Origin of the sequence: Bacteroides mucinivorans (genome assembly GCF_034654355.2) — a bacterium.
GTDB classification, from domain to species: domain Bacteria; phylum Bacteroidota; class Bacteroidia; order Bacteroidales; family Bacteroidaceae; genus Bacteroides; species Bacteroides nordii.
Genome location: NZ_CP178179.1, coordinates 4,385,575 through 4,411,591, shown reverse-complemented (window position 1 = coordinate 4,411,591; position 26,017 = coordinate 4,385,575). Strand labels below are relative to the sequence as shown.

At 39.8% G+C, this 26,017-nt stretch carries 18 protein-coding genes; 7 read left to right on the top strand and 11 right to left on the bottom strand.

What is annotated here, in order from left to right; genetic code table 11:
* Positions 1–22 precede the first annotated feature (22 nt).
* Together VCM39_RS17005 and VCM39_RS17000 are read left to right on the top strand one after the other, a co-directional pair.
* Positions 23–3,739 (top strand): pectinesterase family protein, encoded by a 3,717-nt coding sequence (locus VCM39_RS17005; RefSeq protein WP_322932737.1) that lies wholly within the window; start codon positions 23–25, stop codon positions 3,737–3,739.
* A gap of 346 nt (positions 3,740–4,085) precedes the next feature.
* Complete coding sequence (locus VCM39_RS17000; protein ID WP_322932736.1) at positions 4,086–8,372, top strand: two-component regulator propeller domain-containing protein; 4,287 nt, start codon at positions 4,086–4,088, stop codon at positions 8,370–8,372.
* Between the two features lie 82 nt (positions 8,373–8,454).
* Here the strand turns inward: VCM39_RS17000 and VCM39_RS16995 are convergent, their stop codons facing one another.
* The gene (locus VCM39_RS16995) at positions 8,455–9,090 is read right to left on the bottom strand and encodes a rhomboid family intramembrane serine protease (RefSeq protein WP_221650599.1); all 636 of its coding nucleotides are present in this window, start codon (positions 9,088–9,090) and stop codon (positions 8,455–8,457) included.
* 170 nt (positions 9,091–9,260) lie between these two features.
* Here VCM39_RS16995 and VCM39_RS16990 point away from each other — a divergent pair, with 170 nt between their 5' ends.
* The 3 genes from VCM39_RS16990 to VCM39_RS16980 are packed head-to-tail and all read left to right on the top strand — an operon-like array spanning position 9,261 to position 13,897.
* Positions 9,261–11,201, top strand: a complete 1,941-nt coding sequence (locus tag VCM39_RS16990) for a glycogen debranching enzyme N-terminal domain-containing protein (RefSeq protein ID WP_221650600.1) — start codon at positions 9,261–9,263, stop codon at positions 11,199–11,201.
* Positions 11,202–11,215: 14 nt separating this feature from the next.
* Positions 11,216–12,484: a glycosyltransferase gene (locus VCM39_RS16985; protein WP_221650601.1), complete on the top strand. Its 1,269-nt coding sequence runs from the start codon at positions 11,216–11,218 to the stop codon at positions 12,482–12,484.
* A gap of 15 nt (positions 12,485–12,499) precedes the next feature.
* Positions 12,500–13,897, top strand: a complete 1,398-nt coding sequence (locus tag VCM39_RS16980; RefSeq protein WP_221650602.1) for a glycoside hydrolase family 57 protein — start codon at positions 12,500–12,502, stop codon at positions 13,895–13,897.
* Between the two features lie 270 nt (positions 13,898–14,167).
* On the opposite strand, the gene VCM39_RS16975 is transcribed toward VCM39_RS16980, so the two are convergent.
* Together VCM39_RS16975 and VCM39_RS16970 are read right to left on the bottom strand one after the other, a co-directional pair.
* Positions 14,168–15,757, bottom strand: a complete 1,590-nt coding sequence (locus tag VCM39_RS16975) for a DUF4270 domain-containing protein (RefSeq protein WP_322932735.1) — start codon at positions 15,755–15,757, stop codon at positions 14,168–14,170.
* Between the two features lie 24 nt (positions 15,758–15,781).
* Positions 15,782–16,606 carry a glycogen/starch synthase gene (locus VCM39_RS16970; RefSeq protein WP_221650604.1) on the bottom strand — a complete coding sequence of 275 codons (825 nt, stop codon included), beginning with the start codon at positions 16,604–16,606 and terminating at the stop codon, positions 15,782–15,784.
* Between the two features lie 246 nt (positions 16,607–16,852).
* On the opposite strand from VCM39_RS16970, the gene panC reads away from it, so the two are divergent.
* Positions 16,853–17,701, top strand: coding sequence for a pantoate--beta-alanine ligase (gene panC, locus VCM39_RS16965; RefSeq protein WP_289293908.1), 849 nt, complete (start codon positions 16,853–16,855; stop codon positions 17,699–17,701).
* Positions 17,702–17,723: 22 nt separating this feature from the next.
* Positions 17,724–18,077, top strand: a complete 354-nt coding sequence (panD, locus tag VCM39_RS16960) for an aspartate 1-decarboxylase (protein WP_002559520.1) — start codon at positions 17,724–17,726, stop codon at positions 18,075–18,077.
* A gap of 84 nt (positions 18,078–18,161) precedes the next feature.
* Here the strand turns inward: panD and VCM39_RS16955 are convergent, their stop codons facing one another.
* The 8 genes from VCM39_RS16955 to VCM39_RS16920 form a co-directional block, all read right to left on the bottom strand.
* On the bottom strand, positions 18,162–20,450 hold the full coding sequence (locus tag VCM39_RS16955; RefSeq protein ID WP_322932734.1) for a bifunctional dihydroorotate dehydrogenase B NAD binding subunit/NADPH-dependent glutamate synthase: 2,289 nt from the start codon (positions 20,448–20,450) through the stop codon (positions 18,162–18,164).
* 137 nt (positions 20,451–20,587) lie between these two features.
* Positions 20,588–21,862, bottom strand: a complete 1,275-nt coding sequence (serS, locus tag VCM39_RS16950; RefSeq protein ID WP_289293906.1) for a serine--tRNA ligase — start codon at positions 21,860–21,862, stop codon at positions 20,588–20,590.
* A 225-nt stretch (positions 21,863–22,087) separates the two neighbouring features.
* A complete protein-coding gene (gene rpmA, locus VCM39_RS16945; RefSeq protein WP_002559523.1) occupies positions 22,088–22,357 on the bottom strand; it encodes a 50S ribosomal protein L27 in 270 nt (89 codons plus the stop codon).
* Between the two features lie 21 nt (positions 22,358–22,378).
* Positions 22,379–22,696 (bottom strand): 50S ribosomal protein L21, encoded by a 318-nt coding sequence (gene rplU / locus VCM39_RS16940; RefSeq protein ID WP_251235571.1) that lies wholly within the window; start codon positions 22,694–22,696, stop codon positions 22,379–22,381.
* A gap of 261 nt (positions 22,697–22,957) precedes the next feature.
* Complete coding sequence (locus VCM39_RS16935) at positions 22,958–23,635, bottom strand: HAD-IA family hydrolase (RefSeq protein WP_289293903.1); 678 nt, start codon at positions 23,633–23,635, stop codon at positions 22,958–22,960.
* Between the two features lie 92 nt (positions 23,636–23,727).
* A complete protein-coding gene (locus tag VCM39_RS16930) occupies positions 23,728–24,618 on the bottom strand; it encodes a TraB/GumN family protein (RefSeq protein ID WP_289293901.1) in 891 nt (296 codons plus the stop codon).
* Between the two features lie 15 nt (positions 24,619–24,633).
* Entirely contained in the window at positions 24,634–25,146 is a 513-nt protein-coding gene (locus tag VCM39_RS16925) for a C40 family peptidase (protein WP_221650609.1), read from the bottom strand.
* A 6-nt stretch (positions 25,147–25,152) separates the two neighbouring features.
* On the bottom strand, positions 25,153–25,926 hold the full coding sequence (locus VCM39_RS16920) for an ABC transporter ATP-binding protein (RefSeq protein WP_289293899.1): 774 nt from the start codon (positions 25,924–25,926) through the stop codon (positions 25,153–25,155).
* Positions 25,927–26,017: the final 91 nt, after the last annotated feature.

The following is a 26,017-nucleotide window of genomic DNA, read 5'->3' as shown; positions in this document are numbered from 1 at the left end:
ATGAATAATAAAATAATATATCATGAATAGGAATTTTTTATTAAAAGGCTGTCTGGCTGGAATATTGGGGCTTGCTACACAAATGGTTATAGCTCAAACTTTTGATAACGAAAAAGTGACAGCGACATGGGGAATGTCCGGTGGAGCGAATGAACCATCGCAGGCTATTGTCAGTAATGAACAGGCTTTTAGTACAACTGCTTTTGTCTTGGGTGGAGAGATGACCTTCTCCAAACAACAAGAGTATAAAGGGCTTGACGAAAATCTGAGTATGAATACTTATAAGCCGAGCGCTCAAATGAGTGGGGCAACAGATGGACATGATCTGATTTACTCTATAAAACCAGCTAAAGGATTGACCTTTCAGCCAGGACAGATTTCTTTCAAAATGGGTGTATTTGGCACAGGAGGTGGTATGGTCGATATTTATTTGAAGTACGCCGATGGGACTAAAAAAACGGTGGCAGGTACTATCAAACCCAATCGTTCCGGAACCTCTGTAAATGCCACTGAATGTACATATGATTTAGGTAGTATGTCGGCAACTGATGAAGAACTATCATTGATTATCAGTGTATATAGTCTGGCAAATAATAAAGAAATAGGTTTTAGTAATGTGATGGTTACAGGTACAGTAAATGGTACAGCCGTAGAAGTTCCGCAATATAATGTAGCAACAAGTATGGAACCGGAAAGTGCAGGTACTGTTAATCAGATGCCGGCAGGCAGTTTGATGGATGAAGATACGAAAGTAACTGTTACAGCTTTTCCAAAGTTTGGTTTTCATTTTGTTAATTGGGTGGATAATAGTGGTAAAGAAGTGTCGGCGGAAAATCCATATTCATTTGCAGTAAGAAGTAATACTTCATTGAAAGCTGTTTTCCGGGAAGTGAACACTTATACATTTTCTACCCGTTGCATCAATGATCTGGAAATGCAGATTGGTTCTGTTACATTGAACCCGGAACCAACTGAAGGGAAGTATGAAGAAGGTGTGATAGTAACTGCTACAGCAAACGAACTTCCAATTACACGATTTTTGAATTGGGAAGATGATTTTGAAAATTCCAGTGTTACAACTGCCGAGCGCAGTGTGACGGTAAAACAAAATACGGAACTTATTGCAAATTATGAGATTCAGGATTTCATTGCCGCTTATAATTCCGATAAAGCAGAGATTTGGGCAAACAAAGGGAATTATCCGTTTGCTGCCGATTATACCTGGGATTCAGAACGTAATGCTACTGCTTCTGTTGTGAAAGTGAATGCCGGAAGTTCATTGAACGGTAATTCGAGTGGTACTCCGGTAGTACGTATGCGCAAGGGAGCTGTCATAAGTTCGGTCAATGGTTTGTATATGAACGGATATCGCAGTACGGATGTGGCAATGCAGATTCAGTTTTCAACCAGGAACTTTACAACCGTTCGTTTCACTGCAGCTTTGGTTGCAAAGAATGCCGCAGCTGTAAACTGGAAGGTGCTTTATTCCACAGATGGTACTATTTATAAACCTGTTACGAATAATAACGAAGAGTTGATTTATAAATTGGTCAACGGACTGGCTACAAGTGTTGATTTTGAATTGTCGGGTGAGGAGTTTGCTGATAAAGAAATGGTATACATTCGCTTTACCGGTACAGGTGATGAGGTTCTTAATGATAACAATGGTGAATATAACTTCGATAAAGTCGATTCGGAAAGTGGTTTGAATTATACCGACCATAGTGAAACCGGTTTGGGTAATATTTATGTATTTGGCACTCCGGTTGTTGAGGAAGATCATGAGGCACCTGCTATCAAAGCTATTGCTCCGGCAGATAAAGCTACTGGTGTATCAGCCAGTGGTAAGATTACGATTTCTTATAATGAACGTATCCAGGCTGGTACAGGAGAGGCTACATTGACTGGAAACGGTAAAACGATTACACTCGAACCGGAATATGGAAGTTTTTCTGTCTCTTTCCGCTATGTAAATTTGGCTTATACGAGCACATATACTTTGGAGCTTCCGGAAGGGTACGTGACTGATCGTTCCGGCAATAATGCACCAGCTGTCAGCAGTAATTTCGCTGTGATGGAGCGTATTAAACCGGAAGCCCGTCTTTTTAATGCGATAGTAGATCAAAGTCTGGAAGTTAGTGTTATGCCGACCTCAACTGCAATAGGTCAATATAAAACGATTCAGGAAGCTATTGATGCTGTGCCGGTGACTAATAACAAACCCTGGCTTATTTTTATAAAAGCCGGATATTATAATGATTTGAATAACCGTACATTCTCTACCGGGAAATATACCTGGGAAGATCAGAGTGGCAAACTATCTGCTTCGGAAGACAGCCGTATTATAGTGGTAGATCGTCCGTTTGTGCATCTCATTGGTGAAGATGTAAATAAAGTAACGATCGCACAAGACCGTATTGCAGGAAGTAATGCTACTGATAAGAGTCAACCTTGGTATAATGTGGCAGAAGGTGCCACACTGGTAATTAAGTCAAATGACTTCTATGCAGAGAATCTGACGATTGATAATGAGTGGTGGACTAAATATGAAGGGAATGAAACACGTGGTCCGCAAGCATTGTCTCTGTATGTAGAAGCAGATCGTGTAGCTTTCAACAACTGCCGTATCCGTTCTTATCAGGATACATATCTGAGTCCGAAAACAGGAAATACGAATACGGGTAATAATCGACCTCACTATTATGACCGTAACTATTTCCGTAATACGATGATTGAAGGTGCAGTCGATTTTATTTATGGAGGAGGTGATGTTTACTTTGATAATTGTACGCTGAATATTGTACGTGAATCGGGAGGTTACATTGTTGCTCCGTCGCATTATACTGATCTTAAAGACAATCAGGGTAATATTACACAAGTAAGTACGCGTTGGGGATATGTATTCAAAAATACAAAGATTACTGCTCCCGATGGTAAGGAAGATAAAACACAGGTATATTTTGGACGTCCCTGGCACAATGAGCCAAAAACTGTATTTATTGATACGGAATGCCGTGTGAAACCGTATGATGGTTATTGGTATCCTACAATGGGTGCTGTGCCTGCTCTTTGGGCTGTGTACAATATATGGGACAAGAACGGATATAAAATGAGCGAAACATCTATCGAAGACTATTGGTACGAAAGCAATGGTGAGACGATTCGTGGTAAAGCCAAAAACTTCCTTACAGATGAAGAAGCTGCTTCGTATACAATAGAAAATGTATTGAGCGGTGACGGAAGTGGTGCTGCTACCGGTATCTGGAATCCGTTACCAATGGTAGAACAAACTGCCAAACCTGTTATTAGTGGGATAGAAGGAACTGCTACATTCGGTTGGACTGCTGATGAATATGCTATCTGCTATGTAGTAAACATTAATGGTAAAGTAGCCGGATTTACTACTGAAACCCACTATGAGGCTAATTTGAATGATGTAGTCACTGTGCAGTCCGTTAATGAATACGGTGCATTGAGTGAGGCTTCTGATGAATTTATAGTAGGAAGCATTGGTACTGGTGTTGAAAATACTACTTTGGAAAACAATATTAGTGTCATAGGGGGTAAGGGAATCATCTCTGTACGTGGTATTGAAACAGCAACAGATATCAATATATACGGTATAAACGGTACTTTGGTACAAAGTCTGGAGGTTTATCGTAATGTATCACTCTCTGTTCCGGCCGGACAATATATCTTGAAGACAAATAATTCGGTATTCAAGGTGTTGGTTTACTGATGAATAGTATAGGTCATCTTGAGGGAGAGAGGGGGCATTGAAAAAGATGTTTCCTCTCTCTTTATACTGTAGCCATACTTTTTAGATTAAGCCCTGTATTTCTCTGTACTGCCATCCTATTGGCAAGGTGTTGCCAACAGAATGGCAAGGTGTTGCCAACAGAATGGCAAGGTGTTGCCAATGGGATGGCAAAGTATTGCCAACAAGGTGGCAAAACAAACAGTTTTACCCTTTTTGTTTTTCTTCATATAGTATAACTCTATCACGAATTATAAGTGCTTATCCAACAATAATTTTATCATTATTACAGGAAATACGTTATCTTTGTCTATCTCAAAGATTCGTTATGTTTAGATTGTCTCTTATACTTATATCTTTTATTTATCCGTTTATGCTTTCTGCTCAGAGCTTGATGCATATACGTTACTATTCGGCTAAAGATGGATTATCTCAGAATACTGTGACGGATTTTTTGCAAGATGATAAAGGATACATCTGGATATCTACCTGGAACGGGTTAGAAAAGTTTGACGGTTATACATTTCAGAATTATAAATCTTATCCTACAGATGATACCCGCCTGGAATACAATCGTATTCAACAGATTGCAGAGGGCAAAAAAGGGAATATATGGTGTGTTACTTATAATAATTTACTTTATTTGTTTAATACCCAGACTGAAACTTTCCAGAATATCTTTTCCGGATATTCGCATCTTGCTGATTATGGACGGGTAGCGCGATTATATAAGCAGGAGGGTGGCTTACTTTGGTTCAGTAATCAGGCCGGAGATTTATTCAGGCTTGATGAAGACCGATTAGGAGAAACGGATGGAATTGTACACTTGCCTTGTCATTCTTGCGCGGAACACGGAAAGAAAATATATTCTGTTCACAAGGATAAAAAAGGATATGAGTGGATATTGACCGACCGGGGAACTTTCGTTTACGGTCATCCGGAAATACGTACAAAGGTAGAATTGAGGTATATAAAGGAAGTTGATAAGAATACTTTTTTTATCACTCAGAAAGGAGAATTATACGCATTTACACCGCAGATCGGTATTCAGAGTGTCTCTAACCCTTTCCTCATGAAGGAAGTCAGTGGACTTGTTACTATAAAAACAGGCAGGTTGCTGATTCCGGACCAGGAAAAAATTATTGTTTACGATACCCGGAAAAAGAGCTTTGAACAATTATACAAGCAGGCAACTACCGTACCTTTGCATATAACGGGAGCCTTTCATTCAAAACAGGATCAGATTTGGATGTTGGATGGACAAAGAGTGTTATGTTATTCATTTACTGATAGAAAAATGACTGTTTTTCGGGAGAACCTATCAGGTGAAGATACATTTCGCCATATACATGAAGATGAATTCGGAGGAATCTGGTTGATGACCCGTGACGGGAGTTTTTATACTTATAATTCCGGAAGTAACCGATTAGAACCGGCCTACTGTTATACAACAGGACAAAAGGAACCTTACCGGACGGAAGGCAGAGCTTTTTTGCGGGACTCTCATAAGAATCTGTGGGTAAGCCGTAAATATGGCTTTGATAAGATTTATTTTACAAATCGTAATTATGATTATCTTGCTACTACCGGTGGACAGGAAGTGCGGGGCGTATTTATCGATTCAAAAAAACGTCTGTGGATTGCTTCCAAAGAGAATCGGGTAGAGGTGTATGATGCACAGGGTAACTATATAGGTAATATGGATTCCGGAGGTAGATTGCTGAAAGATCAGAATGTATCGTTCGGTAAAAAGGTTTATACTTTTTTTGAGGATAACGAACAACGTATCTGGTTGGGAACCCGTAATCATGGAATTGTAGTAGCGACAGAAAAAGAGGGATCTTTTACTCTTCAGAATTTCCGGCATGATGCACGAAATTCTTATAGCCTCAGTAATGATGCAATTTATACGATTTGCCAGGATACTCGAAACCGTATATGGATCGGGACATTGGGAGGAGGAATTAATCTATTCACCGGATTTCCGGATAATTCCCGTTTTATTCATCCGGGGAATCTGTTGAAAGGATATCCCGATGGATTATGTCATAAAGTACGTAGTTTGCATTGTACACGGGAAGGTGTTATGCTTGCCGGTACAACAGAAGGTTTATTGAGTTTTTCGGATGATTTTCAGAAACCGGAGGATATTGTATTTTATCACAATGACTGTACTGACGGACTCAGTAATAATGATATTATGGACGTGTTGGAAAGTAGGGATGGTAAATTATATATTGCAGCCTACAGTGGAGGGATTTGTTTGGCAAATACAGATTCATTGTTGAATACACGAATTCATTTCAGCTATCTCAATAAAAAGAACGGGCTTCCATCCGACTTGCCACAAGCCATACTGGAAGACAAAGATGGGAATATCTGGATATGTTTTGAGAATTATATTGGTAAATACTGTCCGGAGCGGGGAGAGTTCGAAACGTATGATAGTACAAATCTGCATACAGATTTGCAGGTAAGTGAGGCACATCCGGCTATTGACGAGCAGGGAGCGATGTATATCGGTACGAACCAAGGTGTTTTACGTCTTCGATTGTATGATTTGAAGAAGAGTCATTTTGTCCCTCGAATAGTCTATACCGGAGTAAATATTCAAAATAGCGACGGTACTGCCTATACTTCTATTCTTGTGGCAGATTCTCTGGTATTGAGTAAGAAGGAGCGTAATGTGACGATTACTTTTTCGGCACTGGATTATACAAACTCGGAGGCGCTTCAGTATGCCTATCGTTTGAAGGGTATCAATGATCAGTGGGGATATATCGGAGAGAATCATTCCATAGGTTTTGCTAATCTGCCCGCTGGTGATTTTGTATTGGAAGTAAAGTCTACCAATGGAGATGGAGTGTGGCATGATAATATCGCTCCTCTTCATATACATATCCAGCCTCATTTTACAGAGACAATCTGGGCGTGGGTACTTTATGTGTTTATAGTTATAATACTTATTCTGACGGTGTCCGGTATTATAATCTATATTACTAATCTGAAACGGAAAGTAGGCTTTGAAGAACAACTGAGTGACTTGAAGCTACGATTCTTTACAGATATTTCGCACGAACTTCGTACTCCGTTAACTTTGATTTCTGGTTCAGTTGAGGAGATTGTAGAACGGAGACAAATACAGGAAAGTGGAACGGAGAACATTCAGGTGGTCAGGAGGAATGTGAACCGTATGCTAAGGCTTGTTAATCAAATTCTGGACTTCAGAAAGATACAAGGGAGAAAGATGAAACTAAGTATAGTGCAAGGCGATGTGATTGTTTTATGCCGGCAGGTCTGTGAGAATTTTGCACAGTTGTCTCACGAACGTTCTATTCATTTCAACCTAATTCATGAAATGCAGGAAATGCGTTGTTATACGGATATGGATAAATTGGAAAAGATACTTTTTAATTTATTATCCAACGCTTTTAAGTATACAGCTAATGGTAAGGCCATTACTATGACAATCTGTATGAAGTCCGGTAGTTTCTCTATTTGTGTTCGTGATGAAGGTAAGGGGATGGATCTTCGGAAGATTGATAACTTGTTCGAACGTTTTGCTACCTTTGGTAAGGCCGATCCGAATCGTTCCTCCGGTATAGGACTTTCACTGGTGAAAGAATATGCAGATTTACTACATGGTACAGTACAAGTTGAAAGTATACCAGAACAAGGTACAGCTTTTACTATAACTTTGCCTTGTACATATGAAACCTATGCCAATGATCCGAAGGCTGAGTTTATTCTGAATGATGAAATACAGTTTGACTATCACCCGGAAGTACATTCGTCTAATGAGGGAGAGAAGGAGAGAAGTATATTAATAATAGAGGACAATGATGAGCTTCGTCGTTTTCTGATTACTATTTTGAGAGATCGTTACAGTGTGTTGGAGGCTGCTAACGGAAAACAAGGGCTGGAAATTATATCAAAAGAACTGCCGGATCTGATTGTTAGTGATGTGATGATGCCCGAAATGGATGGCATTGAACTGTTGGAGGCAGTAAAGGCGAATCGTGATACTAGCCATATCCCTGTAATTTTACTTTCTGCAAAGGCTTCTGTTGACGATCGTGTCAAAGGATTACAATATGGTGCGGATGATTATATTGCTAAGCCTTTTAATTCTGCTTATCTGAAGGCACGAATTGAATCATTGATACAACAACGTAATTCTCTGGCTGCTTATTATCTCCGGAAGCCCTTGAAAAGATTAGGGAAAACAGTCGATAAACAACCTGATACACAACTTGAACAAATATTAAAGACATTGCCTGCTTTCAATAATTCATTTATTCAGGAAGTCCTCCGGCTGGTTGATGATAATTTGCAAAATCCCGATTTTAAAATTGATGATCTGGCAGAAACAATGAATATGAGTCGTGCTGTATTTTATAGGAAGATTAAAACCTTTACAGGAGCTTCTCCCATTGATTTGGTTAAAGAAATGCGTTTAAAGCGTGCTTTGGAATTATTAGATACCAGTTCATACAGTTTATCAGAGGTCGCTTATCAAAGTGGATTCTCTTCACCTCAGTATTTTAGTCGCGTATTCAAAGAACAGATGCAGTGTACTCCGAATGAATATAAGAGGCGGAAAGTCTTAATTTAGTTGAAAATTGAAAGTTGAAAATTGAAAGTTAGCTGCGCTATCACGCTGCATAGTAACTTTCAATTTTCAACTAAATAAGCTTTCAATTTTCAACTTTCATCTCTTCTTCATCATCGTCATTCTCTTCTTCTTCTTCAAGTGGTTCCGGGCGTTGTGGCCCATAACCTACGAAAGCAAATGCGCAAAGTGTTCCCATTATCGCTCCACTCAGATGCCCTTCCCATGAAGTGTTGGCAGGTGTGAAGTAGGGAATCATTTGCCATACCAGGCCACCATATAGAAAAGTCACCAACAGTGAAATTGCAATTAGGGGGGTATACTTTCTCAGTAACCCACTAAAAAAAAGGAAAAATGCCAGTCCATAGATAATACCACTTGCCCCGATATGCCATCCGGGTTTCCCGATGAGGTATGTGATGGCCCCGCAACCCACCCAGATTATAAAGAATATATATGGAGCAATGCCACGATAAAAGTAAAACAAGCACCAGGATAGAAAAAAAAGTGGAAGTGTGTTGGCTAATAGATGAGGGAAGTTGCTGTGTATCAGTGGATGTGCGAAAATGCCAAACAATCCTCTCTTCTCCATAGGATATACTCCCAGGCGTGTGAAGTCCCAGTCCATGCCAACCTCTAATATTTTTATTATGTAGAGGATAAAAATTAGGAACAAGGGGAGCATCATGGACAGAATGATTTTTCGTAAATCCTGTTTCATATCTCTTCTTTTTCGTTAATTCTTCGCAATGCTACGAATATTTTAAGGAAAATGGAAAATAAAAACCGTTTTTATTTTTGTTTTTACCTATAATTCGTATTTTTGGAAATCATACTATTATATATGTTATGATAACAGAAATATAATTAACCTTTAAATAATGCACAACTATGAGTTATTTACATTTTGACAAGACTCTTATGGTCAATCTTGAGGAATCTTTGCCGAGAGAGATTCTTCGGACAAACCGTTCGGGAGCTTATCATTGTACAACGATTGTGGATTGTAACACACGCAAATACCACGGTTTGCTGGTGATCCCTGTCCCCAACCTGGACGATGAGAACCATGTGCTGCTATCTTCTCTTGATGAAACGGTAATTCAACACGGCGCGGAGTTTAACTTGGGATTGCACAAATATCAGGGTAATAATTATAGTCCTAACGGGCATAAATATATCCGCGAGTTTGATTGTGAACATATTCCGGCTACAACTTACCGTGTTGGAGGAGTTATCCTTCGAAAGGAGAAAATTTTTGTACATCACGAAAACAGGATATTGATTCGTTATACTTTATTGGATGCCCACTCGGCAACTACTTTACGTTTCCGTCCTTTTTTGGCTTTCAGAAGTGTAAGGGAGTATACACACGAAAATGCACAGGCAAGTCGTGAGTATCAATTGGTGGAGAATGGTATAAAAACCTGTATGTATCCGGGATATCCGGAGCTTTTCATGCAATTGAATAAAAAGAATGAATTTCATTTTGATCCGAATTGGTATCGCGGCATTGAATATCCCAAAGAACAGGAAAGAGGTTATGATTTTAATGAAGACCTCTATGTACCGGGTTATTTTGAAGTGGATATAAAGAAGGGTGAAAGTATTGTTTTTTCTGCAGGAATATCAGAAGTATCTCCCCGTCGTTTGAAACAAATTTTTGAGGCAGAGGCTGAAGATCGTACCCCTCGTGATAGCTTCTATCACTGTCTGAAAAACTCAGCACATCAGTTTCATAATAAGCAAGAAGATAATCATTATATACTGGCCGGATACCCGTGGTTTAAATGTCGTGCTCGGGATATGTTTGTTTCGTTGCCCGGATTGACGCTGGCTGTGGACGAAGTCGATGAGTTTGAAGATGTAATGCAGACTGCTGAAAAAGCTATCCGTAATTATATAAATGATGAGCCGATAGGGTGTAAAATTTATGAAATGGATGATCCGGATGTATTGTTGTGGGCGGTATGGGCATTACAACAATATGCCAAGGAAACTTCGCGTGAACAATGCCGTACGAAATATGGTTCTTTGTTAGAAGTTATTATGGAATTTATCCGTCAGCGGAAGCATGATAATCTTTTCCTTCACGAGAATGGATTGCTTTATGCAAATGGTGCGGATAAAGCTATAACCTGGATGAATTCCACGGTAAATGGACATCCGGTAGTGCCTCGTACGGGATACATTGTAGAAATAAATGCACTGTGGTATAATGCACTTCGTTTCGTTGCCGATCTGGTACGCGAAGGAGGAAATGTGATTTTGGCCGATTCGTTGGATGGACAAGCTGCAATAACCGGTGCATCATTTGTGGAAGTATTCCGTAATGAATATGGTTATTTGCTTGATTACGTAGATGGGAATATGATGGACTGGAGTGTACGTCCCAATATGATATTTACTGTAGCCTTTGACTATTCTCCTCTTGATCGTATGCAGAAAAAGCAAGTGCTGGATATTGTAACGAAAGAGTTACTTACTCCGAAAGGGCTTCGTACATTGAGTCCAAAAAGTGGTGGTTATAATCCGAACTATGTTGGTTCCCAGCTGCAGCGTGATTATGCTTACCACCAGGGAACAGCCTGGCCGTGGCTGATGGGATTTTATATGGAGGCCTATCTGCGGATTTATAAGATGAGTGGTATTTCGTTTGTAGAGCGCCAGTTGATTGGTTTTGAAGCTGAAATGACCAGTCACTGTATTGGCTCACTACCTGAGTTATTCGATGGTAACCCACCTTTTAAAGGTCGTGGAGCAGTATCATTTGCGATGAACGTAGCCGAGATTCTGCGTATTTTGAAGTTATTATCGAAGTATAATTTATAAGAGGAGGGACGAAGATGAAAGTTTTAATGTTTGGATGGGAGTTCCCCCCGCATATCTTGGGTGGTTTAGGAACTGCCAGCTATGGTCTGACGAAAGGGATGTCTTTACAAGAAGACATGGAAATTACTTTCTGTATCCCTAAGCCATGGGGAGATGAAGATCAGAGTTTTTTGAAAATTATCGGCATGAACAGTACCCCGATAGTATGGAGAAATGTTGATTGGGATTATGTTAAAAGCCGTGTTGGTTCTTATATGGATCCGCAACTTTATTATGATTTGCGTGATCATATCTATGCTGATTTCAATTATTTGAATACCAATGATCTGGGATGCATCGAATTCTCTGGGCGTTATCCCGATAATCTGCATGAAGAGATTAATAACTATTCCATAGTGGCTGGTGTAGTAGCCCGTCAGCAAGAGTTTGATATAATCCATTCGCACGACTGGCTGACATATCCGGCGGGGTTGCATGCCAAGCAGGTATCTGGCAAACCACTGGTGATTCATGTACATGCTACTGATTTTGATCGTAGCCGTGGAAATGTGAATCCTACAGTATATGCCATTGAGAAGAATGGTATGGATCATGCCGATCATATTATGTGTGTGAGTGAGTTGACTCGTCAGACGGTAATTCATAAGTATTTCCAGGATCCCAAAAAGGTATCTACCGTACATAATGCAGTTTCGCCTTTATCGCAGGAGATACAGGATATAGTTCCGAAAAAGAATCCCAAAGAGAAGGTCGTTACTTTCCTGGGACGTATCACTATGCAGAAAGGTCCGGAGTATTTTGTAGAAGCTGCTGCTATGGTGTTACAGCGTACTAAAAATGTGCGTTTTGTGATGGCTGGCAGTGGTGATATGATGAATCAGATGATTCGTTTGGCTGCCGAGCGTGGTATTGCTGACCGTTTCCACTTCCCCGGATTTATGAAAGGTAAACAGGTATATGAGGTGCTGAAAGCCAGTGATGTGTATATCATGCCTTCTGTTTCTGAACCTTTTGGAATCTCACCATTGGAAGCTATGCAATGCAGTGTGCCGACTATCATTTCTAAACAGTCCGGCTGTGCCGAGATACTGGAAAAATGTATCAAGACAGACTATTGGGACATTCATGCCATGGCAGATGCGGTTTATTCTATTTGTACTTACCCTGCGATGTACGAATATCTGCGTGATGAGGGTAAAAAGGAAGTAGACCAAATCAAATGGGAAAATGTCGGATATAAGGTTCGTGGTATTTACGAAGAAGTAATAAAGAATTATAAATAATAAAATAATATAGATATGAGAACAATCTGTCTTTATTTTGAGATACATCAAATTATTCATCTGAAACGTTATCGTTTCTTCGATATAGGTGCCGATCATTACTATTATGATGATTATGCCAATGAAAATGGTATGAATGAAGTTGCCGAACGCTCTTATATTCCGGCTTTAAGTGCATTGATTGAGATGGTGAAGAACTCCAATGGAGCTTTTAAAGTGGCATTGTCTATTTCGGGAGTTGCGCTTGAACAGCTTGAAATTCATGCACCGGCCGTAGTCGATTTACTGCATCAACTCAATGATACCGGTTGTTGTGAGTTTTTGGCAGAACCTTATTCACATGGTTTGTCATCGCTGGCCAATGAAGACTGCTTTAAGGAAGAGGTGATGCGTATGAGCGACAAAATCAAACAGATGTTTGGTAAAGCTCCGAAGGTATTTCGTAATTCCAGTTTGATATACTCTGATGAAATTGGTGCACAGGTGGCTGCTATGGGATTTAAGGGTATGCTGACGGAAGGAGCAAAATATATTTTGGGTTGGAAGAGCCCTCACTATGTATATCATTGTAATCAAGCACCAAGTCTGAAGCTATTGTTGAGAGATTACAAACTATCTGACGATATTAGCTTGCGCTTCTCTAATTCTGATTGGAGCGAATATCCATTGTTTGCCGATAAGTATATTAGTTGGATTGATGCTTTGCCGCAAGAAGAGCAGGTGATTAATATTTTCATGGAGTTGAGTGCATTAGGTATGGCTCAACCGCTTTCCTCTAATGTATTGGAATTCCTTAAAGCGCTTCCGGCTTGTGCGAAAGAGAAGGGGATTACATTCTCTACTCCAACGGAAATTGTTACCAAATTGAAATCGGTATCTCAATTAGATGTTCCATATCCTATCTCATGGGTAGATGAGGAGAGAGATACAAGTAGCTGGCTGGGTAATATTATGCAGCGTGAAGCTTTTAATAAGCTGTATAGTGTAGCCGAGCGTGTACATATGTGTGATGATCGCCGTATTAAACAAGATTGGGATTATTTGCAAGCAAGTAATAACTTCCGTTTCATGACTACAAAGAATACGGGTATTTATTTGAACCGTGGTATATATGATTCTCCGTATGATGCATTCACTAACTATATGAATATTTTGGGTGACTTTATTAAGAGAGTAAATTCTTTGTATCCGGAAGATATTGACGATGAGGAACTGAATTCTTTGCTCACTACTATTCATAATCAAGGTGAGGAAATAGCAGAACTGCACAAAGAATTGGATAAGTTACATGCAAAAGCTGAAAAAGCAAAAGTACCTAAGGCATCAGCCAAGTCCAAAGTGGCTGAAGAAAAGGAGGTAAAGACTGCTCCTAAAAAGGCAGCAACAAAGAAAGTAGCTGCAAAGAAGAAATAGTGTAATTATTTTAGATCTGGAATATTCCTTATATTGCCTCTCTAAGTTGCCAACAGCTCTGAGAGGCAATTTTTTTTATAGAGCTTTGTGGAGGAAAGGATGCTACTTTTTAGTGGTTATCTAAAGTGCACACTTTTACAATATAAATCCGAGACGTTAAAATTTGCATTACAATATCAACGAATAATGCATTTTTCGAATGAGTCAAAATAAAAAGGTGTCTCGAAGTTTATTCCGGACACCTTTTTACATCAGTGATATGTATCTTGGTTATTTTTTATCTTTGTCATCGAAGGAAGTATAGATGATTTCCATTGATAAGCGATCTCCTTCTGATCCACCTTTCAGTTTGGTATATCCTGGCTGTAAATCATTGAGTACACTGATAATGCTACCCAACGCAGTACTGGTATTCTGATCTCTTGTGATAGTTACCGGAACAAGAGCTACTTTATTCCATTGTGTAGCTTTCTCCCATGCTTCGATAGTGGTAACGGGTGTCCCTGTATCAACGTCCAAAATACCTTCTATCTTTCCATCGTTTGCGAGTGCTATGACTGCTGCATCTCTTTCAGCACGACAGGTATTAATCAATCTCGAGATATTGGGAAATACATATTGATTCGTATTAATGGCATTATGTTGGGCAATATAGGATGTAATATCATCATTGACTTTATTCTTTTTAAAGAAATCATCCTTTTCTTTTTCGCGTACCAATAAAACATAACTGGGAGCACCCATACTAAATTTATTCTTATCATTGGTCTGATTGTAATTAGTAAAAGTTAATCTAACTACATTTAGTGTATCATTACGCAATGAATCCAAAATGCCCTTTTGGCTATTATTATTGTTGTTTAGTAACGGTAATGTAGCCTGGGTATAAATTCCTGCTGGAGTTTTAAGATATGTACAACCTGTTTCTTTTACTTTCTCCTTGATTTTATCTTCATCACTTCTGAAAGAATTGGCTTGAATGATTTCTTTGGTTGCAGCAAATGTTCGATAACTATAATAGGTGGAGTCTTCTTCGCTGTTGTACTTCTTAATGTTTATGTAACTATCTTTATCTTTCGCATAGCATTGGTATATGACATGCATTTCTATCTGGTCAATATAAAGGATAGTACCGTCTCCATAATCGTTTTTAACATAGATACCTTTGAACAGGTCTCTGAATATATTTGCGAAATTTTTGCCTCCTTTTTCCGCTTCTCTACTTGCCTTGTAAATTTCTTGTCCTAATTCATAAGGTAAAGTAACGGTTACAGAAGGAATATATCCGCTTAGATTTCTAATAGAATCTTTTACAGATTTATCTACAGCTGTATAAGCCTTTCGTCCTAATAAAAAATTAGGATCGTTTTTAGGATAGAAGTCTTCCGGATTAATATCGGTGTAGTATGCAGCTTCTTTGTCTGCTGCTAAGTCTTTATCTAATCTATAAACACTCAGGCGGGAAGCTGTTAAAGAATCACCGAAATAAGTTCTGTAAGCTAACGTTAATTCAGTACGATAGGTTTTATCTTCGACCATGATTGCATCCGGGTCATCAGGTTTTTCCGGATTGTATACTGCCGGGAAACTGAAGTTGTCAGTACAATGTAGCTGCGTTAGAAATCCGGCTTCGTAATAACCAAATTCCTGATCTGTAAATTTCCCTAAATAGCCAGTACTTGTTTTAGCGAAAACCTGTTCGGCAAGCTTAGACTCGGTTGCTACTTCAAACGTTGCCAGTTTTCCGTTAATAGTCTGGTCACCACCCGGAAACATTCCTAATCCTAATGTACCGGTATTATCATCACATCCAAAAAAAGTGAGAGATAATAGGGCTACCCATAGATATTTTACTTTCATGATCGTCGTATCTTGATTCTAATTTTATTTTTGTTCAGCTTCCCACACCTTGTCGTAAAACTCGTTACAAGCATTAGCATAAACGTCCGGGCTCTGATAATCAAGTACCAGTTTTCCGGATTGACGGGCATAATCCATGATGTCTTCATTGATGTGTTCACTGTTTTGTATCACTCCGTCGGAGTAATCAACTGCAAGTTTGCACAAAGTAGCGTAGTCTACGGGTTCTTTTAGTGTAGTTACATCTTTCTTATTAATACCCTTCAACATGAGTTTGGTTGCAAAGTCATTGCTTAAAGTGCTTTTGAAATCATCCTCATATACAGAGAATATCACTTTTGCATCCCGGAAGGAGGGTTCGTCTTTATATGCTTTCTTGATATATAATGGAGCCAGTGCAGTCATCCAACCGTGACAGTGAATAACATCCGGAGTCCAGCGCAATTTTTTTACAGTTTCCAATACGCCTCTGGCATAAAAGATGGCTCGGCTGTCGTTGTCATCGTATTCTACTCCGTTTTCATCAGCTGTTTGCATTCTATTCTGGAAATAATCATCATTATCAATGAAGTACACTTGCATGCGGGCTGATTGTATGGAAGCAACTTTAATAATCAATGGATGGTCGGTATCATCAATAATCAGATTCATACCGGAAAGACGTATCACTTCGTGCAGTTGATTTCTACGTTCGTTGATATTTCCCCATTTGGGCATGAATGTTCTGATCTCTCTGCCTTTTTCCTGAATAGCCTGAGGTAGGTTTCTGCCTATATTAGCCATCTCAGATTCTGAAACGTAAGGAGTAATCTCTTGTGTAATAAATAAAACCTTATTCGCCTTTGTCATAATAACAATCCTTCTCGTAAATATTCTGCAAAGATATAAAAAAAAAAGGGCATTAAAGCAAGCTATTGCGCGGTATAATTCCTTATGAATTGTTAAGTTGTTGATTATCAGTTATTGTTTGCCGCTTGCCTGTTCTGCTTACCTCTCTTCCTTTTGCATTAATTTGCGATATTTCTTCTTTATATGGTAAATAATGGTTTATTTTGCACAGTTTTTTAAACAAGATAGAATAATAAACCAATTAAAATGAAAATAATACATACGATCAAGGACTTACAGGCCGAATTGTCGGAACTGAAAGCCCAAGGGAAAAAGGTAGGTTTAGTACCTACTATGGGTGCTTTGCATGCAGGGCACGCATCACTTGTGAAGCGTAGTGTAAATGAGAATGATGTAACAGTAGTGAGTGTTTTTGTAAATCCGACTCAGTTTAATGATAAGAATGATTTAGTGAAATATCCGCGTACGCTGGATGCTGATTGTAAGTTACTGGATGCTTGTGGAGCTACTTTGGTATTTGCTCCTTCGGTAGAGGAAATATATCCGGAGCCGGATACGCGCCAGTTTAGTTATGCGCCGTTGGATACAGTAATGGAGGGTGCTTTTCGGCCGGGACATTTCAATGGGGTATGTCAGATTGTGAGTAAGCTGTTTAATATAGTGGAACCGGATTGTGCCTATTTTGGTGAAAAGGATTTTCAGCAATTGGCTATCATTCGCGAAATGGTGCGTCAAATGAAGTTTGATCTTAAAATAGTAGGCTGTCCTATCGTTCGTGAAGAAGATGGATTGGCATTGAGTAGCCGTAATGCTCGTTTATCGGCAGAAGAACGTGAAAATGCTTTAAATATTTCTCAGACATTATTTAAAAGTCGTACCTTTGCAGCCACTCATTCGGTGAGTGAGACGCAAAAGATGGTGGAAGATGCTATTGCTGCTGCACCGGGACTTCGCCTGGAGTATTTTGAAATAGTAGACGGAAACACTTTGCAGAAAGTTGGAGATTGGAATGATACTTCGTATGTAGTAGGTTGTATAACTGTTTTTTGCGGAGAAGTGAGGCTGATCGATAATATTAAATACAAAGAAGTTTAAACCTAAAAAAGACCAAATCCCTATGATGATTGAAGTGCTAAAGTCGAAGATTCATTGTGCACGTGTCACAGAAGCAAATCTGAATTACATGGGTAGCATTACGATTGATGAAGACTTGTTGGATGCGGCTAACATGATTGCTGGTGAGAAGGTGTATATCGCTGACAATAATAATGGTGAGCGTTTTGAAACCTATATTATCAAAGGTGAACGTGGTTCGGGTAAAATTTGCCTGAACGGTGCTGCAGCGCGGAAAGTGCAACCGGATGATATTGTAATTATCATGTCGTATGCATTAATGGATTTTGAAGAAGCTAAATCGTTTAAACCGACAGTGATCTTTCCGGATCCGGTAACGAATAGCGTAGTGAAGTAAAAAGAGAGTGTTACTCTTGATATATAAAGAAACGCCGTTTACTATTGTGTAAGCGGCGTTTCTTTGTTCTTATTCGGGCAGATCTTAGTTTTTTAGTTGTTTGTTCATGGCTGCTGCTGCTTTACGTCCATCACCCATGGCAAGGATTACTGTAGCACCACCACGTACGATATCACCACCAGCATAAATTGTAGGGATAGATGACTGCATATTATCATTTACCGTGATTGTTCCTCTGCGGCCTACTTCCAGTCCCTTGATGGAACTAGGTACAATCGGGTTAGGCGATACTCCTACACTGACAATGGCGAGGTCAATATCAATTGTTTCTGTTGCACCGGGAATAGCTATCGGACTACGACGCCCAGAAGCGTCCGGTTCTCCAAGTTCCATTTTTTGCAAGATTACCTGTTTCACGCGTCCTTGTTCGTCGGCCAGATATTCAATTGGATTATGTAAGGTAAGGAATTCTACCCCTTCTTCTTTAGCATGCTTAACTTCTTCCAGACGGGCAGGCATTTCTTCTTCCGAACGGCGGTAGATAATCATGGCACGTTCTGCGCCGAGGCGTTTTGCTGTACGGACAGAATCCATGGCAGTATTGCCACCGCCGATAACAGCAACATTTTTACCAAAAGCAACCGGAGTGTCAGAATCAGGGCTGGCAGCGTCCATCAGGTTAACACGAGTCAGATATTCATTGGATGACATAATGTTGATCGAGTTCTCTCCGGGGATATTCATGAAGTTTGGTAATCCTGCACCGGAAGCTACGAAGATACCTTTGAAACCTTCTTCTTCCAATTGTTCAACACTGATTGTTTTGCCAACGATACAGTCTTTGATAAATGTTACACCCATTTGTGCCAGATTGTCAATTTCAACATCCACAATTTTATTAGGTAGACGGAATTCGGGGATACCATATTTCAATACGCCTCCTATTTCGTGCAATGCTTCGAATACAGTAACGTCGTATCCGTATTTTGCCATATCTCCTGCAAAGGAAAGACCCGCAGGGCCGGAACCGATTATAGCTACTTTGACGCCATTCTTTTCTGCTATTTCAGGGACAGAGATTTGTCCGCTTTCCCGTTCGTAGTCAGCAGCAAAACGTTCAAGGTGACCGATGGCAACTGCTTCTTTGCCCATTTTCAGATGAATACATTTTGATTCACACTGTTTCTCTTGAGGACACACACGACCACATACGGCAGGCAATGCACTGGTTTCTTTCAGTGTTTTGGCTGCTTCCAGGAATTCACCACGTTCAATGTTTTTTATGAAACGGGGGATATCGATTCCAACCGGGCAACCACTCATGCATCCTGGGTTAGCGCAATCCAGACAGCGTTTGGCTTCCATAACAGCCTGTTCTTTGGTCAGCCCCTGGTTCACTTCTTCTTTACGGCTATGCGAACGATATTCGGCATCAAGCTCGTTCATCTTGCAACGTTCAATGTTAGAACGTTCTTTTGCTTTTATACTTTTACGTAGTTCTTCACGCCAGATAGCATTACGGCTGTTTTCGTCTGTTGCTTTGGTGGCTTCACAATGTGTTTCAAGTTTGTGCATTTCTTCCCGTTCTACACTTTTGAAAGCACCCATACGTTTTAGCATTTCGTCGAAGTCTACCTGATGTCCGTCAAATTCCGGTCCATCTACGCATACGAATTTAGTCTTTCCACCGATAGTAATACGGCAGGCACCACACATGCCAGTACCATCTACCATGATAGTATTTAATGATACATCTGTCGGGATTTCATATTTCTTGGTCAGCAGACATACGAATTTCATCATGATGGCAGGGCCAATAGCGAAGCATTTATTTACTTTTTCACGTTTGATTACTTCTTCTACTCCTTCTGTCACAAGACCTTTGCGTCCATAAGAACCGTCATCTGTCATAATGATAACTTCATCAGAACTTTCGCGCATCTCTTTTTCAAGGATAATGAGCTCTTTGCTACGTCCTGCAAGGACAGTAATCACACGATTTCCGGCTGCTTTTAGAGCTTGTACGATGGGCAACATCGGGGCAACACCTACACCACCACCGGCGCAAACCACAGTTCCGAAGTTCTCGATGTGTGTAGCTTGTCCCAACGGACCTACAACATCGGTAATGTAATCACCTTCTTTCAGTTCGCAAAGGCGGGTAGAAGAGAGACCTACTTCCTGTACAACCAGCGTGATGGTGCCTTTCTTTACGTCAGCGCCTGCGATGGTTAACGGCATACGTTCTCCTTTTTCGCCTACACGAACAATAACGAAATGTCCTGCTTTACGTGATTTTGCTATCAGAGGAGCTTCTATCTCCAGTTTAAACACTTTCTCAGAAAAATGTTCTTTGCTAATGATTTTGTTCATTATCTAATTAATTTGTTGGAATTACTACGTAACTGCTATCAGAATGATATTTTGGCAAAGATACAGCTTATTTGGGAAATAATAAAAGAAAAGCTGCCTTTTTGGGGCAGCTTCCTTTTTATCTATACTAATTCCTTTTAATTGATCATTTCAAATCCGCAGTATGGAACCAATGCTTTTGGAATTTTGATTCCTTCCGGTGTCTGATTGTTTTCGAGCAATGCGGCAACGATACGAGGCAATGCCAGAGCCGAGCCATTTAAAGTGTGGCAAAGTTCTGTTTTCTTTTCTCCACTGCGATAACGACATTTCAAACGATTTGCCTGGTAAGTATCAAAGTTAGAGACAGAGCTAACCTCTAACCATCGTTTTTGTGCTTCTGAATATACTTCGAAGTCAAAACAAAGAGCGGCTGTGAAACTCATATCACCACCACAGAGGCGGAGAATACGATAAGGAAGTTCTAATTTTTGTAACAGACCTTCTACGTGATTCAGCATTTCCTGATGTGATTGTCTGGAATGTTCCGGTTTGTCGATGCGTACCAGTTCTACTTTAGAAAATTCATGCAAACGATTCAGTCCACGAACATCTTTACCGTAAGAACCGGCTTCGCGACGGAAACATTGTGTATAGGCACAGTTCATAATAGGAAGCTGCTTCTCATCTAAAATAACATCACGGTAAATATTGGTAACCGGCACTTCTGCTGTTGGTATAAGATAAAGATCATCTACTTCACAATGATACATTTGGCCTTCTTTATCAGGAAGCTGTCCTGTTCCATAACCGGAAGCTGCATTTACTACTGTCGGAGGCATGATTTCCGTATAACCAGACTTGCGTGCTTCGTCCAGGAAGAAATTAATGAGGGCACGTTGCAATTGTGCACCTTTACCTTTATAAACAGGAAAACCTGCTCCGGTGATTTTTACACCGAGATCAAAATCGATAAGGTCATATTTTTTTGCCAGTTCCCAGTGAGGAAGAGCGTCTTTGGGAAGCTCAGTTTCCATACCACCTATTTTTTCCACTACATTATCTTCGGCTCCTACACCTTCCGGAACTTCATCATAGGGTATATTGGGGATAGTATACAACAGGTTCTGAAGTTCTGTTGCAGCTTCTGTCATAGTAGTATCTAATGCTTTGTTACCTTCTTTCAGTTCGGCAACACGCGTACGGGCAGTTTCTGCTTCTTCTTTTTTTCCTTCTTTCATCAGCTGACCGATAGTTCTCGACAATGAGTTAACTTCTGCCAGATTTTTATCTAATTCATTCTGTGTATTACGTCTCTTGTCGTTCACTTCAATCACCTTGGCGATAGTTGCAGCGGCATCTTTGAAGTGCTTCTTTTCCAAACCGCGGATTACCGCGTCGGTATTTTCTGTAATTTGTTTAATAGTAAGCATATCGATACTTTTTTATGAACATTTATCTTTGAGTGCACAAAGATAATGCAAACCGAGAGCAAAATAAAATGAACTCGTTCATTTTTTATGCCAAGGTGCAGCTTATTTTCGCTTTTCTGCAAAGATAAATAAAAATACATAGATGGTGTTCTTTGGATACATAAAAAAGAAAGGAGATACAATCACCTGGATTGCATCTCCTTCTTTATTTCTTAAATGTAAACTTTATGCTTCTGTCTTTTCAGCAGGGATGATAGATACATATCTTCTATCTTCTCTGGTTACTTTGAAGCTAACAGTTCCGTCTACTAAAGCGAAAAGAGTGTGGTCCTTACCCATACCGATGTTTTCACCCGGGTGGAATTCAGTACCTCTTTGACGAATGATGATATTACCTGCTTTGCAAGCTTCGCCACCAAATATCTTAACGCCTAATCTCTTGCTGTGTGATTCGCGGCCGTTCTTAGAACTACCGACACCTTTTTTATGTGCCATTTCTTCTTACTTTTAAATTGATTAAGCTACTACTTCTGTGATTGTTAACTCTGTGAACTGTTGGCGATGGCCATTCAGTTTTCTGTGACCTTTTCTTCTTTTCTTATGGAAAACAAGAACTTTATCACCTTTTACCAAATTTGAAACAACCTGGCAAACAACTTTTGCACCTTCTACAGTAGGAACACCTACAGTAATGTTTCCGTCTTTGTCTACCAAAAGAACCTTGTCGAATTCTACTGTTGTACCGTTTTCTGCATTTTGGATGTGGTGTACAAACAGTTTTTTGCCAGCTTCTGCTTTGAACTGCTGACCGTTAATTTCTACAATTGCGTACATCTTATATTAAATGTATAAGTTAGCTCCGTCGGGTGGTCTTTAATCACTTAGAGAACACTTTGTCGAACCCGGTGCGGAATAATCGGGCACAAAAGTACAGAAATAATTCTTATCGGGCAAATTTTTCTTTCTTTAATTTCTATGCAATCTCTATTAGCTCACCGTCTATTACTGTCAATGAGAAAACTTTATGTTAATTACAGTACAAGTATAGCTAATAAGATGATGGTAAACATACAACGCATGTTTCAGGTCATGAAGCTATCTGTCGTGTATTCCGGAGGAGAAAAGTGTTTTCGGCAAATCTGTTAGTTCACGGAGGTTACTGATTATTTTCACATGTGGATATTGAGCCAGCTCTTCAGACCGGGTTACTCCACTTGTTATTCCCGTGAAACTGACGCCTGCTGCCTGGGCTGTTTTAGCGTCAACGGTACTGTCTCCTATGTACATTGTTTCTTCCGGTGTGACATTCAGCTTTTTCATGGCAAACAATAATCCTTCGGGGTTAGGTTTGGGATGACTTACGTCTTCGCCTCCGACAATGATATCGAACCATTCTTCAGGGAGCTGCTTTCTCATAAAGTCTTGAATGCGGAAACGATATTTGGTGGAAATAATTCCGAGGCGATTCCCTTCTTCTTTTAGTTTGAGTAGGGTAGGAAGGGTGTCGTCAAAGAGATGAGTATTGATATTCATATATTGGTCTGACTCTTTGGAATACTCTTTTCTAAGCGCAGCCAATTGCTTGGTATCCATAATTCCGGTGAGTATACTAAACGACTCTTCAAGAGTTTTACCAATCGTACGTTTGATAGCATCATCCGTAACGTCTGTATAGTTATGGCGCTGAAGTACATTTCTGAAGCAAAGAATAATGCCGCAGGATGAATCTGCCAATGTATAATCAAAGTCGAATAAGTAGGTCGTGTAGCTCATTTGTCCCATTTTTGGGCAAAGGTAGAAAGATTAGTTTAAAAGTGTACACTCGGTAAGGTGAAAGTGTACACTTCCTATTGATTATCAGGTTTCTATTTAACTGGGTCTACAGTATATCCCTGTTGCTTTAGCAGGTTCAGTATTCCATTTTCTCCCGGTAAGTGTAAAGCACCGACGGCAATAAACGTCGGAGCTTCTTTCATAATGGCAGGTAATTGTTTCGCCCATTTTTTATTACGGTCATCAATCAGCGTTACTTTTTCTTGTGGAGTCATTTCACATTGTGGACCTCCTAACGATTCATCTGCAATTTTACTCATTGCGTCTAAATCCTGTGCCATATAGGTAGCAGTCATTCTTTGGGTTTGATCAATGGTTGGTTCCACATTATTCAACATGCAGAGTAATTGTTCGGCTTGACGTCTCAGGGATGTTTGGTTATATAGCAAATTCATTTGGAATTCGATCGTTTCAAGTCCGTCTGTTTTCTTCCCTTTTTCGGTGGCTTGTGTCTGAAAATAAGTGTCCAGTTGCTCCTGTGGATTATAGCCACCTACGTGCTTCATATAGAGAATTACTACCAGATTATTACTGAGAAAGGCTGGTTTAACTTTAGGCATCATGGCTATGTCAAACATCAGATTCTCTTTTGCAAACTTATTGATTTGTTCGTATTCTTCCTCTGTAAATAGTGATTTGAAAGTAGTATCTGTTTCGATGGTCATATACTTCTTCATCATTTCGGCTACCTTGGTGGGGCTTTGCATTTCGCTCATTTTCAATTCGCCATATACTTGCTTTGTATTATCAAGTGCTGCTTGCAATCCCTGGATACTATCTTTGATACTGAGTGAGGCAAGGTGATGTGTTCCCATAACATAAGAGGGTTGTGTCAGTCCGTTACCAGATATTTTCCACAATAACTGCGCGTTCGCACTCAGTGCGAAACAACAAATGAGAAGGCTTCCTAATATTTTCTTCATATTTATTATTTTTGATTAGCGAATTCTACCACCGGATATCCAGTGCTTTGTGTAATACGGTTCATTTAGACGGCTAATGATAACTCCCTGACTGGTGCTGGCGTGAATAAACTTACCATCTTTGAGATAAATGCCTACGTGTGCTACCTGTTTTCCGGAGCGACTGCTGGTAAAGAACACTAAATCACCTTCACGTAGATTACGTTTGGTTATCTTGTTGCTTTCTTTCTTTTGAGTATCTGTGCTACGCGGTAATTTTGTGTGATACACTTTTTTATATAGCTGGCATGTCAATCCGGAACAATCAGTTCCTCGTTTATTGTCTCCACCGGCACGATAGGGAGTACCTATCCATTCGGAGGCTTCAAGGTAAAGTTTATGATTGTCTTCCAGGTTGATGTCCATTCCAAGACGAACGGAAGCTTTGGCCAGTGCCTTATAGTCAAGTCGTGGAGCAACCGAACGGCAGGAGCTAAGACTTAATATCAATCCTAACACAGCACATGTATATATAAAGTGTTTCTTCATCTGCATTTATTCTTCTGTTCTGGCAGTTGCTTCTTCTGTTTCAGGATTGGCTACTTCCTTCTCTTGAATAAAATCGTCTATATTAATATTGAAGTAATCTTCCAGTTCTTTTTCTGCGGAATTGTTCTCATTTTGGATGTCACGAATAATGATTCCATGTTCAAGTAATGCAATGCGTGGGCATACATCTACCGTATGGTTTAGATTGTGACTGGATATGATGACGGTAGCATTATGCTCTTCGTTGTATTTCTTTAGCAAGTGTTTGATGACAGACTGTGAACTCGGATCGAGGAAGTTGAATGGTTCATCCAGTATTAGTAGTTGCGGGTAGTGTAGCATAGCTGAGATGATACCGATTTTCTGTTTGTTTCCGGCAGAGAAGTTACGGATAAATTTCTTTTGTCCTACTACTTCGCCGTTCATGAAGCGTTCAAACTGTATCAGGCGTTCGTCTACTTCTTCTTTCTTTAGCCCATACATTTTGCCAATGAAATAGAAATACTCTTCTGGTGTGAGGTAGTCTATCAAAAAGCCATCATCAATAAAGGCACCTGTGAATTTCTTCCACTCCTCACTCTTGCTTACATCTATATCGTTAATAGTGACATTACCTGCATCTGCTTTGAGCAAATCTAGTATTAACCGGAAGAGAGTTGTTTTTCCAGCTCCGTTATTTCCCACCAGACCAAGCATTTCACCTTGGTTAATGATGTAATTCTCAATATCTACGGCTTTCTTTTCACCGAAGTTCTTTTGCAGTTTATTTATGGTAATCATGTCTTTTAGTGATTAGTTTTTAGTGATAAGTAATAAGTCTCTGGTGTTTAGTGATTAGTGATAAGTGATTAGTACCATGCATCTGAATGGC

Excerpts from the sequence above, each read along its gene's own strand:
- VCM39_RS17005 (WP_322932737.1), top strand. The coding sequence starts at position 23 with ATGAATAGGAATTTTTTATTAAAAGGCTGTCTGGCTGGAATATTGGGG.
- VCM39_RS17000 (WP_322932736.1), top strand. The coding sequence starts at position 4,086 with ATGTTTAGATTGTCTCTTATACTTATATCTTTTATTTATCCGTTTATG.
- VCM39_RS16995 (WP_221650599.1), bottom strand. The coding sequence starts at position 9,090 with ATGAAACAGGATTTACGAAAAATCATTCTGTCCATGATGCTCCCCTTG.
- VCM39_RS16990 (WP_221650600.1), top strand. The coding sequence starts at position 9,261 with ATGAGTTATTTACATTTTGACAAGACTCTTATGGTCAATCTTGAGGAA.
- VCM39_RS16985 (WP_221650601.1), top strand. The coding sequence starts at position 11,216 with ATGAAAGTTTTAATGTTTGGATGGGAGTTCCCCCCGCATATCTTGGGT.
- VCM39_RS16980 (WP_221650602.1), top strand. The coding sequence starts at position 12,500 with ATGAGAACAATCTGTCTTTATTTTGAGATACATCAAATTATTCATCTG.
- VCM39_RS16975 (WP_322932735.1), bottom strand. The coding sequence starts at position 15,757 with ATGAAAGTAAAATATCTATGGGTAGCCCTATTATCTCTCACTTTTTTT.
- VCM39_RS16970 (WP_221650604.1), bottom strand. The coding sequence starts at position 16,606 with ATGACAAAGGCGAATAAGGTTTTATTTATTACACAAGAGATTACTCCT.
- panC (WP_289293908.1), top strand. The coding sequence starts at position 16,853 with ATGAAAATAATACATACGATCAAGGACTTACAGGCCGAATTGTCGGAA.
- panD (WP_002559520.1), top strand. The coding sequence starts at position 17,724 with ATGATGATTGAAGTGCTAAAGTCGAAGATTCATTGTGCACGTGTCACA.
- VCM39_RS16955 (WP_322932734.1), bottom strand. The coding sequence starts at position 20,450 with ATGAACAAAATCATTAGCAAAGAACATTTTTCTGAGAAAGTGTTTAAA.
- serS (WP_289293906.1), bottom strand. The coding sequence starts at position 21,862 with ATGCTTACTATTAAACAAATTACAGAAAATACCGACGCGGTAATCCGC.
- rpmA (WP_002559523.1), bottom strand. The coding sequence starts at position 22,357 with ATGGCACATAAAAAAGGTGTCGGTAGTTCTAAGAACGGCCGCGAATCA.
- rplU (WP_251235571.1), bottom strand. The coding sequence starts at position 22,696 with ATGTACGCAATTGTAGAAATTAACGGTCAGCAGTTCAAAGCAGAAGCT.
- VCM39_RS16935 (WP_289293903.1), bottom strand. The coding sequence starts at position 23,635 with ATGAGCTACACGACCTACTTATTCGACTTTGATTATACATTGGCAGAT.
- VCM39_RS16930 (WP_289293901.1), bottom strand. The coding sequence starts at position 24,618 with ATGAAGAAAATATTAGGAAGCCTTCTCATTTGTTGTTTCGCACTGAGT.
- VCM39_RS16925 (WP_221650609.1), bottom strand. The coding sequence starts at position 25,146 with ATGAAGAAACACTTTATATATACATGTGCTGTGTTAGGATTGATATTA.
- VCM39_RS16920 (WP_289293899.1), bottom strand. The coding sequence starts at position 25,926 with ATGATTACCATAAATAAACTGCAAAAGAACTTCGGTGAAAAGAAAGCC.